The sequence below is a fragment of the Methylomonas sp. LWB genome (assembly GCF_001856095.1).
Classification (GTDB): Bacteria; Pseudomonadota; Gammaproteobacteria; order Methylococcales; family Methylomonadaceae; genus Methylomonas; species Methylomonas koyamae_A.
Window position 1 is genome coordinate 35,640 of sequence record NZ_MKMC01000078.1, and the last position, 17,502, is coordinate 53,141.

Here is a 17,502-nt window from a genome sequence, read left to right on the forward strand (position 1 = left end):
ATAGAGAAAAATTTGAAGGCGCCATAATATAACCTTTTCCCCGAAAATACATGTCGCGCTGGAGACCTCCTCGCCCTAAATCGTCGCCGTATATCACCGCCGCCGGCTATCAAACCTTGGAACTGGAACTCAAACAGCTTTGGGAACGGCGCAAGCATGTGACCGCCGCGCTGGCCGCCGCCGCCGCCGAAGGGGATCGCTCGGAGAACGCGGAGTACATCTACCGCAAGAAGGAACTGCGTGAAATCGATAGACGCATTCATTATTTACAAAAGCGCCTGCCCGGCCTGACCGTGGTCGCCGAAAAACCCGCCCGCCAAGACCAAGTGTTTTTCGGCGCCTGGGTCACCTTGGAAACAATGGAGGGGGAAGAAATGACTTATCGCATCGTCGGCGCCGACGAAATCGACACGTCCGGCGGCTTGATCAGCCTGGATTCGCCACTGGCCCGCGCGCTGCTGAAAAAGCTGCTGGACGACGAGGTCGTGGTGCGTCATGCCGAGCAAGAAACTCGCTATTACATCACCGCAATCCGTTACTAAGGCCCATGAGCACCCATTCCTACTGGTTACGCATCAAGCTGCTATTCGCAGTGGCGGTATTGACCGTGTTGGAAATTGGTCCGATTCCGTTGTTCGGCTTGCTACTGATTTGGGTCATCGTATTTCGACCGCGTTGGTTCAAGGCCTTGCTTGACAGGATTTACGAGACCTGAGCCATGCCGGAAACTAATCTCCCTCTATTCGTCTACGGTAGCTTGCGTAGCGATTGCGGTCCCGCCCACCAGGATATTTTGAGCGGCGCGGCGGCCTTGGGGCCGGCGAGCTTGACTGGAGCGCTTTACGATGTCGGCCGCTACCCGGCTGCTGTCATTGGCGACGCCATGTATCTGATCCACGGCGAACTTTACGATTTGCGCGGCGATACCGATCTGCTAGCCCGCCTGGATGCCTACGAGGAATGTTCCGCCGAATTTACCGAGCCGCGCGAGTACCGCCGCGAAATCGTCGAAGTCACCCAAAATCAGCGTATCCGCCCGGCCTGGGCCTATTTGTACAACCGGCCAACCCACGGACTGCCCCGCATCGAATCCGGCGATTACCGCCAGTATCTGACCCTGTTAAATCCATGATTACCGTGATCCAACGCGTCCGTCACGCCGAAGTGGTCGTGGACGGCATCGAAATCGGCCGGATCGGCCCAGGCATCCTGGCCTTGGTCGGCGTCGAAAAGCCCGACACCCGGAACAGCGCCGACCGGCTGCTGGAACGCATTTTAAGCTACCGGATCTTCGCCGACGCCCAGGGCAAGATGAACCTGAGCCTGCGCGACATCGACGGCGGCCTGCTGTTGGTGCCGCAATTCACGCTGGCCGCCGACACCGATAGCGGCAACCGGCCCAGCTTTACCGCCGCCGCGCCGCCGGCACTGGGCCGCGACTTGTTCGCCTATCTGCAAGGTCGCGCGCGCGACCTCCATCCCGGCGCGCAATTCGGCCGCTTCGGCGCCGACATGCAAGTCTCGCTAACCAACGACGGCCCGGTGACCTTTACATTACGTAGCGCGAATAAGTTCTATCGATGACGACCATACCCGTGATCTGCTCACGAATAGTGGGCACATTGAAAAGCGAGTATTCTCAACCAAAGAGACGTACTTTCACGAGCACGAGCACGAGCACGAAATCGACTGACAACAAAGCCAGCTATACCGCCGAACACAGCCAAGAAAGCCTGAAACGGCTGCCCAAGTGGGGCGACCAAACCATTGGGTTTACACGAATCCCAACCGTCTGGTATGTTCGGATTCTTTGGCCTGCATTTCAGCCATCCTTGATCAGGGTTGCCACCACCAGCCATCGTCACCGGTAGCGGCTCGAATAGCGTAACCGAAGAAAAATTCGCCAGGGTCAACACCCAGATCAACAACGTGAAGCGCTAAATTAACGGGACTTACCACTCAATCAATCCAAAACATTTGCCTAGCTATCTGGCCGAATTTTGCGACCGCTTTAAGCACCGATTCGCTCTGCAAACGATGATGCCTCGGTTTCTCGTCGCGGCGGCCAATACCCCGCCCATGCCAGGGCGGTTGATCAAATTGGCTGAGGCTTATGGGTAATCAGGAAACACTATAATGGCAAAACTTAGAAAGCAATTAATTTATAATTAAAATCCAGCCATAGGTTAATTGAAATCAAATGATAAAAATAGGTCACCATAAATTAAAGCCTATGCTCGCGCATTATTCATAAAAAATCATACAATATGAAACACAATAAATTGCCAAGCTTGATAATAAGCAGTGAAAGCCTGAAGGACTTGATAAGAAGCCATTTATCTGAAAGTAGTATAATTATTTCAGACAGATATAATTACCCAACATCAAAGAAAATTGGAAAAACTACTTTAGTTGAATCAAGCAGTTACTCTATAGTTAAAAAAATAACAGAAAATTATAAATATACTAGAATATTAGCTGTTGGTGGATGCACGGTACTGGATGTTGCAAGAGCATGTGCAATTGGAAAAGAATTAATTGTTTTTCCAACAATATTATCTACAACTTGTATAAGCAATAATAGGAGCAGAATACATTTTGACACCGGAAGTGAGTTAATAAAAACAAATTCGCCACTTAAAACTATAATAAGTATGCCTACTTTATTGCATTCATCAGAAGATGAATTAACAAGATGGACGCAATCAGGTTTTGGAGATTTATTCGCAAATATAAGTGCAGCAATGGATATTCAATATAAGTTAAATATTCTATCAATTGAACAAGTAAAAGAAAACATCCCAGAAGTGCTCGACGCATTAAAATGGGTTCTTCTACACTATACTACTTATGATGAGCAATGCTTAAATAAATTAGCAATTTATCTCCACAACTCGTCATTGAACGTGATTTTGCGAGACAATACTGATTTAAGTGCTGGTGGCGAACATCATTTGTATAATAAGTTGTATGATTACCAAAAAAATAATGAATTAATTTCTGCTACTCACGGTCAAATTGTAGGCATCGGAACACTAATAACCGCTTATGTTTTTTGTAAAATGATTGAAAATTATGAGCTGTATAATAATTTGAAACAAGCCTTCAAAAAATTATTAATACCACATCATTACGATGGATTGAATAATATAGGCATTCCAAAACAAGTTCTGATTAATGCTTTATCAGATATATCAGATAAAAGTTCAATATTGGGCGATTTTTTCTCCCAAAACGATTTCTCCATATTAGACGAAATATTTAAAAAACTATCTTGAACAAGAAAAGAATAATAATAGATTGTGACACCGGAGTAGACGATGCTATGGCAATTATATTTGCTTTAAAATCGAGGATGCTCGTTGTTGATTCAATAACTACTGTTCATGGAAATGTATCCCTAGATCAAACCACTGTAAATACACTTAAAATTTTAGAGTTTATGAGTAGGATAGATATACCAGTAATTATGGGTTCCGATAAACCCAAAACTCTAGAACTGATAAATTCTAAATATGTTTTTGGAGATGATGGGCTTGGGAATGTGTCATCAACTCTACCTTGCAGCTTTAATCCAATTGGCAATGATGCTGCAACTCACATTATTAATAAAATAAAAAGAGGGGGCATTGATGCTATTGTTGCTATTGGACCGCTAACCAATATAGCTAATGCCTATAAATTAAACAAAAACACCATGAACTCCCTTAATGAAATAATTATAATGGGAGGCGCTATAGATGTAAAAGGCAATATTACAGAATACTCAGAATTTAACTTCTATTGTGACCCGTATTCTGCAGATTATGTATTGAAAAACTCTACAAATTCAACTCTCGTGCCATTGAATGTAACCAACAAAGTACAATTTTATAAAGATGACTGTAATAAAATAATTAGCTTAAAAGAAAAAAAACTATTCCAAGATATTACAAAGATTTGGTATGCTTTTTCAAAAGAAATTGGTCAAGATGGCATTGGGCTGCACGATCCGTTAACTGTAGGGTATGCAATAAATAGTGAATTCTTAACATCTAAACCAATTAATTTAAAAATTTGTTTAAATGGTGATAGAGCAGGACACTGTGAAACGTTTTCAGAAAAAATAAATAACGCCAGCACAATTTTATACTGTAATAATCTGACTGATCTAGATTTCAAATCATATTTTATAAATACACTTAATGAAAACTAAGAGATACTATAATGTTTCTTTGTGATAATTAACTAATTTATTAAACCATGTATCCCCATTTGAAGCGGCCTTTTCATTGATATTGATCAATCTAAAGGCCAAATAGACATATTCCGCACTTCTGAATTTTTGCTTAATAGAAGACTGTTGTTTTACAGAAGAACCAGAAGACAGGTCTTCAACATCAATAATACTATCTGTGAACAATGGTAGAACAGAGCACGTTACATAGAAATCAGCAAAATCGAACAATAAATGCGAATACTTAGACCATTTTTTATCACTTCTGTCAGCAGAAACTCCTTTAGTGGGTTTGAATTTAATATCAAAATCATATTTCTTTAACCAAGATACTGTTTTATTATTGTTTTTGTCATTCGTTAAAAAAATATATTTCTTACTAATATTTTTTAGCTTGTCGCTTTCAATGAATGAAATATAGTCATTTGAGTAAATTTTTTCATAATCATCTATGCACTCAGGCTCTATTATAGAAAGAGAATTCGCCGATTCTGATAATTCTTTATATAGCTGAATAGCATCATTTATTTTATATAAACCACCTTCTCCATTGTAATTAAAAAAATCTTTCAAACCAATTGTACCATTCCTAATTATATTAAAGGCAAAAGAAATTGCTTCTTTTCTAGTATTGGTTTCATTTACTTTTTTTTGTAAGTCCAGAATAGTATCTAAATACCTATGAGATTCAGTGCCGTTAAATGGAATTCTCATTATTGTAGTATCTGTTTCTAGTCGCTTAGTTAGCTCCGAAGTTAAAGTACTCATAAATTTGTTTATTTTGTCTTCTACTTCAGCTTTAAACTCTTCTAGATACTCGTATACGAAAACAAACCAACCAAAAACCGCACCAAATGCAAATGTAATAATTTCATATAGAAACTCATCTTTAATTACAGACGCATGTCCAGGATCTGAATTTATTATAAGTATTGCAACAATTTTAGGTAATCCGTAAACTGCGACTGCTAACGTAAGGCCTCTTATAAATTTCTTCAATGTTGAATGGCCTTTTATTAAAAAAAGGGACATTACAAGTACAAGAAATAATAATATTAATGAACCAATTAAACCGTTGTTTAACATAGTGAAATATTATTCAATTAATTTGTTAAAGAATACCCTTCAGGAGCCCATGTTTGAGTCAAGTCTATTTTTTCTAATTCGGTTTTATCGATTCCAGGCACCGGTACGACAATTGTATTTGGAACAGTGTACCCTTCTAGAACATAAACTAATGCATTCATCGCCGTTCTACCTTGTAAAACAGGACTTTCATCAACATTTAAACTTATTTTTCCGTTCAAAATATATGGAACAGATTCTTTAGAGAAAGATGCTGTTGTCAAAATAACGTCCTTAGAAGGCTTTGATCTATTCAGTACTTCAGTAACACCAATTGCCATACCATCGGCAGCTGTATAAATTGCGTCTACATCATTAAACTTTATAAGCAAATCTTCAATGGCTTTCTGAGATGACACTCTCTCAGGTTCACCTGTACGCTCAGCAACAATCACTATATTCTTGGCATAATCAGCTAAATACTTTTTATAAGCCTTAGCTCTGTTTATCGCCCATTCTGCACCAGAAGGGCCAGTCAGCATAATAACTTTACCGGAACCATTTAACGCTTTGGCAACGAACTCAGCTTGTTTTTGACCAATTTCGTAGTCATCGGCTATTACTGCGCCTGAAATACCCTTTGCAGAACTTCCTGTTACATGTACAAATATTTTAATTCCATTTAATATAGCTTTTTCTATAGCTGGTGTGTTACCTGTTAAACTTGTTGGTGCAATTAGAATTGCATCTACCTTTTGAGAAATAAGATTTTCAATTTGTGAATTTTGTTTATCAACATTTGTGTATCCATCAGCAGAATACCAAATAACATCAACACCCATTTTTTTTGCTTGATCTAATACTCCATAAGACTCATTTACCCAAAATGGTGCTGCTAGCATTGGAAAAAGAACGCCTACCTTATATTTCTTATTTGGCTTTGGCATTACATTAATTACATCTTCTTTTTGTATTAATTTGCTTATCTCATTAACACTTAACTCCCTAGGTTTCTCTTGGATATTTACAAAATAAGACGCTAAGCTTGAAATTATAATTATTGCAATGACAACTAAATATTTATATGCTTTCTTCATAAGTCCTCGATTTTAATTTATCTATAATTACAGCAAATATAATTATTATGCCGACCATTATCTGCTGATAATAGGATGATACATTTATAATATTCAAAGAGTTAGAAATAAATGCAAGTAGCAGGGAGCCTAAAATTACACCTAAGACTTTGCCTTTTCCACCAAATAAACTTACACCACCAATTACACATGCTGCAACTGATTGAAGTGCAGTGTTAACTCCTTCTACTGGATGACCGCTATTAATTCTTGAGGCTAATATCATAGCACCTAATGAAGTGATTAAGCCACAAATTGTGTAAGCAATTACTTTGTGCTTAGTTATATTGATACCAGATAAGTATGAAGCTCTTTCATTACTGCCAATTGCAAATAAATATCGGCCGTAAATTATATTAGATAAGTAAAAATTTAAGCATATAGATACTACTGCTAAAACATACACAATATCTGGAACTCTTAATGTTTCATTCCATCCGATATATGAAAATCCCTCAGGTACTTGATAAATAGGTTGCCCCTGACTTAAGACTAAAGCAACCCCCTGAAAAAGAGTACCCACTCCCAATGTGACTACAAATGGAGATACTTTAAAGTTCGATATTATCATGCCATTGAAAAAACCTATAAGTCCGCCAATTAATAACCCTATTCCAATTGCAACTGGAATATTAAGCTGACTACTCAACAACGCAACAGAAACAGAAACAACTGTAATGATGCCTCCTTGAGATAAGTCAAGCCCTTTTGTAATTAAGACAACACTTTGAGCAATTGAAAATATTGCGATTAAAGAGGCTTGTTTAAGAATATTTGAAATGTTATTAAACTCAAATATTAATGGCTCATATATCGAAAAAAAGCAACAAATTAAAGTTATCACAATTAGAGATAAGTTTTCTTTTATATACATAAGCTTAAGGAACCTCAGATTAATTGAGTTTTTCAAGACAAGTTGATGTGCAAGCCACTGATTTAATTGTTATTGAAATTTGAGGTTGCGAATTAATCAGAAGCTCCTTAACCAAACAACTCTTCCTCTATGTTTAAATTTTGAACACTCATTAAATAACTGCCTTCAAATATTTCATATTCCCCATTATTTTTAATTGCTAATATTCGATCACAAAAACCAAGCATATCAAAGTAATCTTTTGAAAAAATAATAAATGAAGATTTTCTTATACGAACATTTGTTTTTATTATTTCCTTTATCATTATTTTTGCATTTGGATCTATACCAGTAAAAGGCTCATCAAAAATATTGACCGGACATTTTAATGACAATGTTCGGCCAATTGCAGTTTTTAATTTATTGCCGCCACTAAGTTCATCAACAATTTTGAAAGGATCCTCCGGAGAAATGCCTAGTTCCTTTATTAACTTATAAACTGCATTATTATTTTTTAATAATAGAACTCTCTTATCTGTTATTGATAAATTAAAATCGATTGATTGCAAGGGAAAAACCCAATCTGTTTCTCTGTTCTTTCCTAAATAAGCATACTCTTTACCTATCTCAAATACTTTAGAGTTATCTGCCTTTTTCTTATTAATTGAGGATAATATTTTTTCAGATAAATGTTCATAATTGCTTCCATCTAATCCAGTTATGCCTAAAATTTCGTTTTCAAACAATTTTAATTCTAATCGCTCGGCTTTATTGTCCAAATCAATAATAACTTCAAATACAACATTGTCAGAAATTGTTAATTTTTCATTATATCGTGTTGTTTTGCATGCAATTATATCAAACTGATTATCGATATTAGAATAATTAGGCTGTAATGCTCCACTTTTTATTTCATATACTTTGTCTGCAATATTGATTAATTCACTAGTTCTATGTGTAACAAAAATAACCACCCCTCCATTTAAACAAAAACCCTTTAAAAAAGACAATATCTTTCTTGAAAGATTAAAATCTAAAACTGATGTTGCCTCATCAATAAGAATCAATTTTGGCTCGGAAAGAAAAACCCTTGTAAACTCCAATATTTGTTGTTCCGACTCAGATAATTCCCCGACTCTTTTGTTCAGCGGAATTTCTAGACCTAGATTCAATAGCTTTTCCTGTAGCTGATTTATAACCTCATGTCTTTCTAAACCAGAATTATTATTTGTTTTTATTAGCGAATACCAAATAAAAAAATTTTCCCATACAAATAACTCAGGAAACACTATAGGAAATTGATGTATATAAACGATACCATTTTCAATCCTTTCTTTAATTGAAAGAGATGTAACTTCGTTATTATTCAGAAAAATTTTTCCTGTGTGTGGATTAATTTCGCCTGCTATTGATTTTAAAAGACTTGTTTTGCCAGAACCATTTGAACCTACTAGCCCAATAAACTCTCCTTTTTTTATTTTTAATGTCAAAGGCTCAATTACAATACTTGAACCGTACGCAATGGATATATCGATTAATTTTAATACATGTTCACTCATTACCGTAACATATTCAAAGTTAATAAAATTAATTTAATTATAGAGCGCATTTAAAATTATATATCCCCTACCAAAATCACAATCAAATGATCACCCTAACTGGAAATAATTATGGGCCTCGTCCCTATCCCTCAAACCATAGACGACCCTATTTATATTCTTTGTGGAGCGCAGATGTGATGGTGCCGTTCATGATTTACATGTTAACAGATATACTGATCCATCAATTTATATCAGCTTGAGCAATCGCTGTCATCTCTGTCAAGTTTTATCGCGTTTTCAAGATAACCGACCCAAGGTTTTAACTTACATTCATACGGATTGAAGTTTCAACGATCTGCAACAGCGATAGTAAACGCCGTCATGTTCCCGCGCCGCACCGTGTAGCCGCAACCGGGAATTTCGCCGCCATAAATAAAACTGTGTTAAATAACATACTTTAATTTGCCAACTCTGCCTCCCCTGCCTACAATGTCGCCACTTTTAACACCACACCAAAGGGAAAAAATAATGAAAATAAGCCATGTCGTATTGCTGGTTAATTTGGCCGCGGCCACGTTATTGACCGGTTGCGAAGCCAGCAAACCGGCCACCGAAGCCAACGCTCAACCCGTTGTCGCAGCGCCCGCCGCGGCCACCGAGGCGGCGGCGCCCGCGCCGGTCGCAACACCGACGCCCGCCGTCGAACCCAAACATTGCGACAAACACCACGCCGCAACCGACGAACACGACTGCATCGCTCATTGCGCCAAAAGCAAGGGCAAGAAAAACAAAGCCTGCATCAAACATTGCAAAAGCCATGTAGCGCCTCATCACGATTGCGCCAAACATTGCGCCAAACATTGCGCCGATCATCCCGCTGAAAAAGACAAAGCCTGCGCCGAACACTGCGCCCAAGACGCAAACGCCCCGGCCCACCAATGTCATACCGAACATTGCGACCACCACGCTTCGGCCGCCGCGAAAACCTGCGATACCGGGCACTGCGCGCATCACAAGGGCGCCGCCGCTCATCAATGCGGCACCGAGCATTGCGCGGCCCACGGCGGTAACATGGCGGATTGCTGCGGCGACGCTCACAAGTGCGACATGTAACGCCAGCCGACAAACCACCCGCACCCACAAAAAAGCCGGCGAAAGCCGGCTTTTTTGTGGGGCGTTGATCCGGCCTTACCAAGGCATGACCTTGCCATCGCCAAAACGCAGAAAGCTACCGGATTGGGCCGGCGTGTATCCGTCGATAACGTTGATCATGCCGGAAACGCTTTCGTCGGCATCGATCAATGCGTTTGGTCCGCCCATATCGGTTCTGACCCATCCCGGATGTAGAATCAACACACCGATACCTTGCGGCGCCAAGTCGATCGACAAGCTTTTCATCGCCGCGTTGACGCCGGCCTTGCTGGACCGGTACAAAATACTGCCGCCGCTGGTGTTGTCCGTCATGCTGCCCATCAGACTGCTGACCGTGACGATCAGTTTGCGCTGTCCCGCTTGCAGATTGGGCAACAGCGCCTCGGCCAATTTGACCGGCGCCAGCGTGTTGATCGTCAATGTATCGAGCCAGGTGGAATAATCCAGATTGCCGAATCCATGGCCGCTTCGGTCGCCGTAGACGCCGGCATTGTTCAACAATACATCGATCGGCGTGCCACGTAGTTCGGCGGCCAACGCGTCGATTTGCCCAAAGTCCGCGATTTCCGCCGCCAGCACTTTCACTCGATCCGAATCGGCTGCCAGCGTCAATAGTGCCTCGGCATCGTCAGGGCATCGGCAAACCGCGAGCACCCGCCAACCGGCCGCCGAATACTGTTTACAAAACTCCAATCCCAAGCCGCGATTGGCGCCGGTAATCAACACGGTTTGCATAAAATCTCCCAAATTTAAAAGCGATAGAGTCAGCCCAATTGCGCCTGCGCCAGCCTAACCCAATAACTGGCGCCAAGCGCAAGTATGTCGTCGTTGAAATCGTAACTGGCGTTGTGCAGCGTGCAAGGTCCCGCGCCGTGACCGGCGCTGCGATGATTGCCGTCGCCGTTACCCAGAAAGCAATAACAACCGGGCAAGACTTGCAACATGAAGGCGAAATCTTCGGCGCCCATCGTCGGCACCTGCGGCAATACCCGCCGCTCGCCGACCATATCAATCATGACTTGCCTGACTTGCTCGACCGCCTCCGGTTCGTTGACCGTGGCCGGATATAGCCGCTGAAATTCGAAGTCGCCGGTCATTCCGTGGGCCAAACAAGTATGCTCGACCAATTGCGCCATCCGCGCCTCGATCAAGTCCAGCAAGTCGGCGGAAAAAGTCCTGACCGTACCGGCCAGTTCGCAACGGTCGGCAATGATGTTGGTAGCCTCGCCGGCGTTTAACATCGTCACCGAGATCACTCCGCTGTCGAGCGGGTTGGCGTTGCGGGTCAGTATGGTCTGGAAGGCGGTAATCAACTGAGCAGCGACCGGAACCGGGTCCAGCCCCAAATGCGGCATCGCCGCGTGGCAGCCCTTGCCGTGCACCACGACTTTAAAGCGGCTCATCGACGCCATTACCGGACCCGCGCCGACCGCGAACTCGCCGACCGCCAAACCCGGCCAATTGTGCATGCCGAACACCGCCCGCATTGGAAAGCGTTCGAACAAACCGTCCTTGATCATCGCATCGGCACCGCCGCCGCCTTCTTCGGCGGGCTGAAAAATCAGATAGACGGTGCCGTCGAAATCGCGGTGCCGCGCCAGATATTCCGCGGCGGCCAGCAACATCGCGGTATGGCCGTCGTGGCCGCAGGCGTGCATCTTGCCTGGATATTGCGAGGCGTGGGCAAAGCCATTGAGCTCTTGCATCGGCAGAGCATCCATGTCGGCCCGCAGGCCGATCGCACTATCGCCGCTGCCCGATTGGATTACGCCGACCACGCCGGTCTTACCCAAGCCCCTATACACCGGAATGCCCCATTCACTCAACTTGGCCGCCACCAGCTCGGCGGTACGCCTCTCCTCGAAACACAATTCCGGGTGGGCGTGAATGTCGCGGCGCCAACTCTGAATCCGGTCCAACGCAGCGACGATCTCGGGAATCGCCCCTTCCGGAACGGTGCTGGCTAACGGCGGAAGATTTTCGCTCATATTTTACGACTCTATTGAACAGCACTATTATTGCGGTCGAATTGGTTCGACCGATCAGTTCGACGAACCCCATGCTTCTCCGCCACGGATTACCGATCATGCCCGACTCGCACCGCTACCACGTGGTTATCGCCGTCCCGACCATGCCGCACTACCGGCTCAGGTTATTCGAACTGTTGGCGGAAAACCTGGCGCGGGAAGGCGTCAAGCTCGAAGTAGTTTACGGCAATCCCAACCCGGAGCAAGCCGCGAAACGCGACTTGGTGGAATTGGCGGCGCCGGTCGGCGTAAAGATCAAGAATTATTGGCTGAACGAAACCGTGCTGCACCAGGCAATCTTCGGCAAAACGTTAACAGCCGATCTGGTCATCGTATTGAACGCCAACGGCCATCCGTTGAATTTTTTGTTGTGCATCGCCACGAAACTTGGCGGACCGAAATTGGGATTCTGGGTCTACAACCGCCGTTCGCAGATTCACGAGCGTACGGTCAAGGAACGAATCCGGCGTTGTCTGACGCGCTTCGGCACTTGGTGGTTTGCTTATACCGACATGGCCCGCGATTATCTGCTGGCCGACGGGATTCCCAATGCACGGATCACGACCTTAAACAACAGCGTCGATCTGACCCGGTTTCGAGCCGATCTGACGGCGGTCACCGCCGAACAATTACAAGCGTTTCGGCAGTTGCACGGCATTCCGGCCGACGCCCCGGTCGGCCTATACTGCGGCGGCCTGCACCGCGACAAGCGCTTGGATTTTTTCTGTCGGGCCATCGCCTTGATCCAAGCCGCGCGCCCGGACTTTCACATGTTGATTGTCGGCGACGGCAGTCAACGCGCGCCGGTGCTTCGAGCGGCGGCGGCCGATGCGCGCGTGCACTACCTCGGCCCGGCGTTCGGCCACGACAAGGCCTTGTGTTTCCGGCTGGCCCGGTTGTTTCTATGTCCGGGTTTGGTCGGACTGGCGATTTTGGATGCCTTCGCCGCGGGTCTACCGTTGATTACCACCGATATTCCCAGTCACAGTCCGGAAATCGTTTATCTGGAAACCAACCACAACGGCTTAATCACGCCGCATGATGTAAAACAATATGCCGACGCGGTCGTCAATTTGCTTGAATCCGAGTTCCGGCTCGATCGCATGCGCCAGGCCGCGCTGGCTAGCGCCGAGGCCTACGGCATCGAAAAAATGGCCGAACGTTTTTCCGGCGGCATTCTGGCTTGCCTGAACACATCCCACTAACCTTCTGATCTTTTCGGTGATGCCAGAGTCCCATCCTAAAACTCTAATCCTGTCTCCGCATATCGACGACGAAGTGCTCGGCTGCTTTTCGTTTTTAGGGCCGGACTGTTTCGTACTGCATTTCGGCGCCGAGGATAGGCCCTATGTATCCAGAGAGGAACGCATCGCCGAGCTATGGCGCGCCGCCGACGTGTTAGGTTTTGCCTGGGAAGTGCTGGATTTCCCGGTCAACCACTACCGGATGCAGGATTTGATAGCACCTGCGGAAGACGCCATCAACCGGCTAAAACCGACCACGGTCTTGATGCCGGAACCTTCCTACAATCAGGATCATCGCGCGGTCTACGACGCCGGCCTGGTCGCGACCCGGCCGCACGATACCAATTGGTTTGCGCGCCAAGTATTGATATTCGAGCAGCCCGACAGCGTGCTGTGGTTTCACGGCGCGCCGCACGAACCCAACTATTTCCGGGAAATACAAATCGAGCACAAATTAGCGGCCTACGCGCTGTATGCCTCGCAGATTCGCGGCCACCGTTCGCCGGAAATCTTACAAGCCCAAGCCCGCTTACGCGGCGCCAACATCGGCAAACCGTACGCCGAAGCGTTTCGGGTCAAACGCATGGTCGATTGACCCTGATCCAGGCATTTTGTAGGCTGAAGGCTTTACAGAAAGCTCAATCACGAGCTTCTGCCGTTGTCAGGTCGAGCAACTGCGCTGCGTCGGTAAATGCCGTTCGGCCGGATGTAGGCGGTCCACTTGCGAATAGCATGTCAGAGTAATTACGCTAATGGGGTGGAAAGGGAACCGGACAATCGCTGCCGAAAAACTATTTCCACGCGGCTATTGTTGATAATTCGGCATAATGATATTGTCTGCTAGACATTAGCCGTCGGTCGCCAGTGCCATCATCGAGACCATGGCTTTAAGTCCTAAAAACCCATGCATATCAACGCAGTCTCGGGAGGGAAATCCAGTGGCGAAGCGAATTTTAGTGACAGGCGGCCTCGGCTTCATCGGTTATCATCTTTGTAAGTGTCTATTGGCGTTGGAGGCTGACGCCGAGATACTCGTCGTCGACAATCTCAGTTCCACGAAGCTGGATTATTCCGATCTGATCGGGCGCCTGGAAATCGTGGTTCACGATTTCCAGGCGCTACCCGACGACCTCGGTGAATTCGACGAAATCTACCATTTAGCCAGCCCGGTTGGCTCGCTGGGCATACTGGAAAAAAGCGGCAAAATCGCCACCGAAATTCTCGATTTGGCCGCCAAGGTCGGCCGAATCGCCAAGCAAGGACGTTCCCGGCTACTGTACGTTTCATCCTCGGAAGTATACGGTAGAGACGGCCAACACCGGGAGTCAGCCGAGCAAATGGTTCCCTGCAAGCGCGGCGCCCGGATGGAATACGCGCTAGCCAAGCTCACCGCCGAGCATCTACTGTTGAATCTGGCCGCCGACGGCGATTTCGAGCTGAAAATCGTCCGCCCCTTCAACGCGATGGGCGAATGGCAAAGCTCGACGATCGGCTTTGTGATCCCCAAGTTTTTCGAAGCCGCGCTGGCCGGCCGCGACATCCAGGTGTTCGGCGACGGCCGGCAAATTCGATCGTTTTGCCATGTCGACGATTTGGTCAACGGCATTGTCCACGTGCAAGCACTGGGACGGAACAACCAAATCTATAACGTCGGCCAACCCGGCAACATCGTCTCGATCGAACAACTGGCGCACACCGTTCGACACTTGTGCGGATCGAAGGCCAACATAGTGCATGTCGATCCGGTCAGCCTCTACGGCAAACATTACATCGAAGCGTTCGACAAAGTCCCCGACATTCGCAAAGTAATCGATGACACCGGTTGGCGGCCGACGATCGATCTGGCCGGCGGACTCACCCGGATACTCGACCACTATCGCGCGATCAGCGGCGAATTCGGCACCGCCGCCGCACCGGGCTTGATCGATGCCTGAAGCCGCTTATCGCTTTGGCGATCTAGCCTTCAAAACCGGCGGGCTGGCCGAACTAGACCAAACCTTGCGCCGCTGGCGGCAAGATCCCGGCCGAACCGGCAAACTGCTCGGTTTCGTCAACCCCCATGTCTACAATCAATATCAGCGCGAAGCGGCGGTTAGAGACTTTCTGGACAGCTGCGACTGGGTCTGCGTAGACGGTATCGGCATCGTCGTGGCCTCGCGGCTGCTTTACGGCGCGGCCCCGCCGCGCGTCGTTGCAACCCGTCTGTTCGACCGTGCCTTGGCCTGGAAGGATAGCAAAACACGCATGACCGCGGTCCTGATCGGCGGCACGCCCGAACAAACACCGCGAGCGGCGGCCGCAATCAACGACGCTGGCGGCGCCTGGCGTATCGTCGGCATGATCGACGGTTTTCGAAACGCCGAAGACTACCCCGCCTTGCTTCAGCCATATTCAACGGTAGACGCCGTCTTGGTCGGCGCCGGATCGCCAAAATCGGAGCGGATTTTGTTAGCCGCGCGATTAGCCTGTCCGAAAGCGCTTTGCTGGCACATCGGCGGCGGCACCTTGAGCGTCCATGCCGGCGACAAGGCTCGGGCGCCGGGCTGGCTGTCGGCCATCGGCTGCGAATGGCTGCACCGCTACGTGCTGGAACCCCACTACCGCCCGCGCGTGCATCCCGGCGGCGCCGAGTTCGTGCGGCATGCGCTTAAACATCGATTTTCAGCCACCCGCGAGTGTCAGTCATGAAAGTATTGATAGCCAATCCGGCGTTTCGACGCCCGCTTGCCAACGGTTTGGAGCGTTACATGCTCGGGTCCGGCATGCGTTTTCCATTGACGTTGCTCAAGCGCGCCGACGAACGGCCGCGCTACGTCACCTTTCCGTTTTTCTTGGCCTACAGCGCGGCGCTATTGGAACGCGACGGCTTCCAGGTCGAGGTTATCGACGGCGTACCGTTAAATCTGACCGAAGACGCGTTTGTCGCGGACGCCGCCGCCAGCCACCCAGCGCTGATCCTGCTGGAACCCAATACCGCGGTCATCGACGATGTGCTGAACTTTTGTCAGCGACTGAAAGCCGCCACCGCCGCCAAGATCGTACTGGCCGGCGCCCACGTCAGCGTGTTCGCCGAGGACTTGCTCAAGCTACACCCGCACATCGATTTCGTATTGGTCGGCGAATACGAACAGACTTTTTTAAACTTGGCGCGGGCCTTGCGCGACGGTCAAGCGCTGGCCGAAGTGAGCGGCTTGGCTCATCGTCCGGACGGAGAAACCCCGCACACCAATCCGCCCACGCCGCTGATCGATCCGCTCGACCAACTGCCGCCGCCGGCCCGCCATCTGTTTCCGCGCAACTCGGCGCCATCGATTTCGGCGTATTACGACGGCATGTTTCAACACACGCCAACCGCCTACATGCACACCAGCCGGGGCTGTCCTTACCGCTGCGACTTTTGCGCGTGGATACAAATTTTGTACCGCAATCAAGCCCAGCGCTATTTCAGCGCGGCCCGCATCGTCGATGAAATGCAATGGCTGATCGACCGTTTCGGCGTCCGGGAAATCTATTTCGACGACGACAATTTCACGTCCAACAAGCGTCACGTGCGCGAGCTGTGCGCCGAAATCCGCCGCCGCAATCTCGACATTGCCTGGTCGGCGATGGGCGACGCGATCGCGCTGAACGACGAAATGCTGGAAGAGATGGCCGCCGCCGGCTGCATCGGCTTGAAATTCGGCCTCGACAGCGCCGACCCGGAAATTCTACGCGCCATCAAGAAACCGCTAAAGGTGCAACCCCTGACCGGCCTTATCGACAAGGCCGCCCGGCTGGGCATCAAAACCCACATGACCGTGGTGTTCGGCCTCAGCGGCGAAACCCTGGCTTCGATGCAACAAACCTTCGAATTCGCCTGCCAACTGGATATCGATTCGGTACAGTTCAGCATGGCGACCCCCTGCCCCGGCACCGACTTTCACAACCGTCTGATCCAGGAAGACCGACTCCGGCCGGCAAAATGGGAAGAATACGACGGCAGCAACATGAGCGTGATCCGCTACCCGGAGTTTTCCGGCGAATACCTGGAACGCTTCACCACCACCGCGCATACCCGTTGGTTGCGGCGTAAATTCGGCAAGCCGGCTTGGCTGTGGCGGCAGTGTCGCTATTTGTCGCGCTTGGCGCGCGGCCAGGGTGTACGCGGTGTCTACAAGCGTTTCCGCCGCGCCGTTCAGCTATTGGGCGGCGATTCATTGGAACTGCCCGAGTCGGCGGTGGCCCGGCAGATGCGATGGTAAGCGCATCGGCGTCCACCATTGAAAACT

The 17,502-nt window shown here is 47.4% G+C and carries 18 protein-coding genes and 1 pseudogene; 13 read left to right on the plus strand and 6 right to left on the minus strand.

All coding sequences use genetic code 11. The features are described 5' to 3' along the window. Positions 1–50: 50 nt before the first annotated feature. From greB to BJL95_RS20985, 7 genes and pseudogenes are all read left to right on the plus strand, one after another. Positions 51–542 carry a transcription elongation factor GreB gene (gene greB, locus BJL95_RS20965; RefSeq protein WP_064031795.1) on the plus strand — a complete coding sequence of 164 codons (492 nt, stop codon included), beginning with the start codon at positions 51–53 and terminating at the stop codon, positions 540–542. A gap of 5 nt (positions 543–547) precedes the next feature. Beyond that, positions 548–715 (plus strand): hypothetical protein, encoded by a 168-nt coding sequence (locus tag BJL95_RS25330; RefSeq protein ID WP_175463766.1) that lies wholly within the window; start codon positions 548–550, stop codon positions 713–715. Positions 716–718: 3 nt separating this feature from the next. Further along, entirely contained in the window at positions 719–1,132 is a 414-nt protein-coding gene (locus tag BJL95_RS20970) for a gamma-glutamylcyclotransferase (protein WP_071160594.1), read from the plus strand. Further along, positions 1,129–1,584, plus strand: coding sequence for a D-aminoacyl-tRNA deacylase (gene dtd, locus BJL95_RS20975; RefSeq protein WP_071160595.1), 456 nt, complete (start codon positions 1,129–1,131; stop codon positions 1,582–1,584). Before BJL95_RS20970 ends, dtd begins: the two co-directional genes overlap by 4 nt. Before the next feature lie 208 nt (positions 1,585–1,792). Beyond that, a pseudogene (locus BJL95_RS24275) lies at positions 1,793–2,121 on the plus strand (transposase); the annotation flags it as partial. A gap of 146 nt (positions 2,122–2,267) precedes the next feature. Continuing rightward, positions 2,268–3,278, plus strand: coding sequence for an iron-containing alcohol dehydrogenase (locus tag BJL95_RS24280; RefSeq protein ID WP_083386191.1), 1,011 nt, complete (start codon positions 2,268–2,270; stop codon positions 3,276–3,278). Then, positions 3,275–4,195: a nucleoside hydrolase gene (locus BJL95_RS20985; RefSeq protein ID WP_071160597.1), complete on the plus strand. Its 921-nt coding sequence runs from the start codon at positions 3,275–3,277 to the stop codon at positions 4,193–4,195. The genes BJL95_RS24280 and BJL95_RS20985 overlap by 4 nt, the downstream gene beginning before the upstream one ends. Before the next feature lie 6 nt (positions 4,196–4,201). On the opposite strand, the gene BJL95_RS20990 is transcribed toward BJL95_RS20985, so the two are convergent. The 4 genes from BJL95_RS20990 to BJL95_RS21000 all read right to left on the minus strand — a co-directional run bounded on the left by BJL95_RS20990 (position 4,202) and on the right by BJL95_RS21000 (position 8,829). Then, positions 4,202–5,215, minus strand: coding sequence for a hypothetical protein (locus BJL95_RS20990; protein WP_139306367.1), 1,014 nt, complete (start codon positions 5,213–5,215; stop codon positions 4,202–4,204). A 104-nt stretch (positions 5,216–5,319) separates the two neighbouring features. Then, positions 5,320–6,378, minus strand: coding sequence for a sugar ABC transporter substrate-binding protein (locus BJL95_RS20995; RefSeq protein ID WP_071160599.1), 1,059 nt, complete (start codon positions 6,376–6,378; stop codon positions 5,320–5,322). Continuing rightward, the gene (locus BJL95_RS24285) at positions 6,362–7,291 is read right to left on the minus strand and encodes an ABC transporter permease (RefSeq protein ID WP_083386192.1); all 930 of its coding nucleotides are present in this window, start codon (positions 7,289–7,291) and stop codon (positions 6,362–6,364) included. Before BJL95_RS24285 ends, BJL95_RS20995 begins: the two co-directional genes overlap by 17 nt. A 107-nt stretch (positions 7,292–7,398) precedes the next feature. Further along, on the minus strand, positions 7,399–8,829 hold the full coding sequence (locus BJL95_RS21000; protein ID WP_071160600.1) for an ATP-binding cassette domain-containing protein: 1,431 nt from the start codon (positions 8,827–8,829) through the stop codon (positions 7,399–7,401). Between the two features lie 510 nt (positions 8,830–9,339). On the opposite strand from BJL95_RS21000, the gene BJL95_RS21005 reads away from it, so the two are divergent. Then, positions 9,340–9,924 carry a hypothetical protein gene (locus tag BJL95_RS21005; RefSeq protein WP_071160601.1) on the plus strand — a complete coding sequence of 195 codons (585 nt, stop codon included), beginning with the start codon at positions 9,340–9,342 and terminating at the stop codon, positions 9,922–9,924. 75 nt (positions 9,925–9,999) lie between these two features. Here the strand turns inward: BJL95_RS21005 and BJL95_RS21010 are convergent, their stop codons facing one another. Both BJL95_RS21010 and BJL95_RS21015 read right to left on the minus strand, forming a co-directional pair. Next, positions 10,000–10,698 carry an SDR family oxidoreductase gene (locus tag BJL95_RS21010; protein WP_071160602.1) on the minus strand — a complete coding sequence of 233 codons (699 nt, stop codon included), beginning with the start codon at positions 10,696–10,698 and terminating at the stop codon, positions 10,000–10,002. Positions 10,699–10,727: 29 nt separating this feature from the next. Then, the gene (locus BJL95_RS21015) at positions 10,728–11,951 is read right to left on the minus strand and encodes a M20 aminoacylase family protein (protein WP_083386193.1); all 1,224 of its coding nucleotides are present in this window, start codon (positions 11,949–11,951) and stop codon (positions 10,728–10,730) included. 98 nt (positions 11,952–12,049) lie between these two features. On the opposite strand from BJL95_RS21015, the gene BJL95_RS21020 reads away from it, so the two are divergent. From BJL95_RS21020 to BJL95_RS21040, 5 genes are all read left to right on the plus strand, one after another. After that, positions 12,050–13,195 carry a glycosyltransferase family 4 protein gene (locus BJL95_RS21020; protein WP_175463767.1) on the plus strand — a complete coding sequence of 382 codons (1,146 nt, stop codon included), beginning with the start codon at positions 12,050–12,052 and terminating at the stop codon, positions 13,193–13,195. A 19-nt stretch (positions 13,196–13,214) separates the two neighbouring features. Next, entirely contained in the window at positions 13,215–13,829 is a 615-nt protein-coding gene (locus BJL95_RS21025) for a PIG-L deacetylase family protein (RefSeq protein WP_071160604.1), read from the plus strand. 343 nt (positions 13,830–14,172) lie between these two features. Next, a complete protein-coding gene (locus BJL95_RS21030; RefSeq protein ID WP_175463768.1) occupies positions 14,173–15,168 on the plus strand; it encodes an NAD(P)-dependent oxidoreductase in 996 nt (331 codons plus the stop codon). Beyond that, the gene (locus tag BJL95_RS21035; RefSeq protein ID WP_071160606.1) at positions 15,161–15,922 is read left to right on the plus strand and encodes a WecB/TagA/CpsF family glycosyltransferase; all 762 of its coding nucleotides are present in this window, start codon (positions 15,161–15,163) and stop codon (positions 15,920–15,922) included. Before BJL95_RS21030 ends, BJL95_RS21035 begins: the two co-directional genes overlap by 8 nt. Continuing rightward, positions 15,919–17,475: a radical SAM protein gene (locus BJL95_RS21040; protein ID WP_071160607.1), complete on the plus strand. Its 1,557-nt coding sequence runs from the start codon at positions 15,919–15,921 to the stop codon at positions 17,473–17,475. The genes BJL95_RS21035 and BJL95_RS21040 overlap by 4 nt, the downstream gene beginning before the upstream one ends. Positions 17,476–17,502 lie beyond the last annotated feature (27 nt).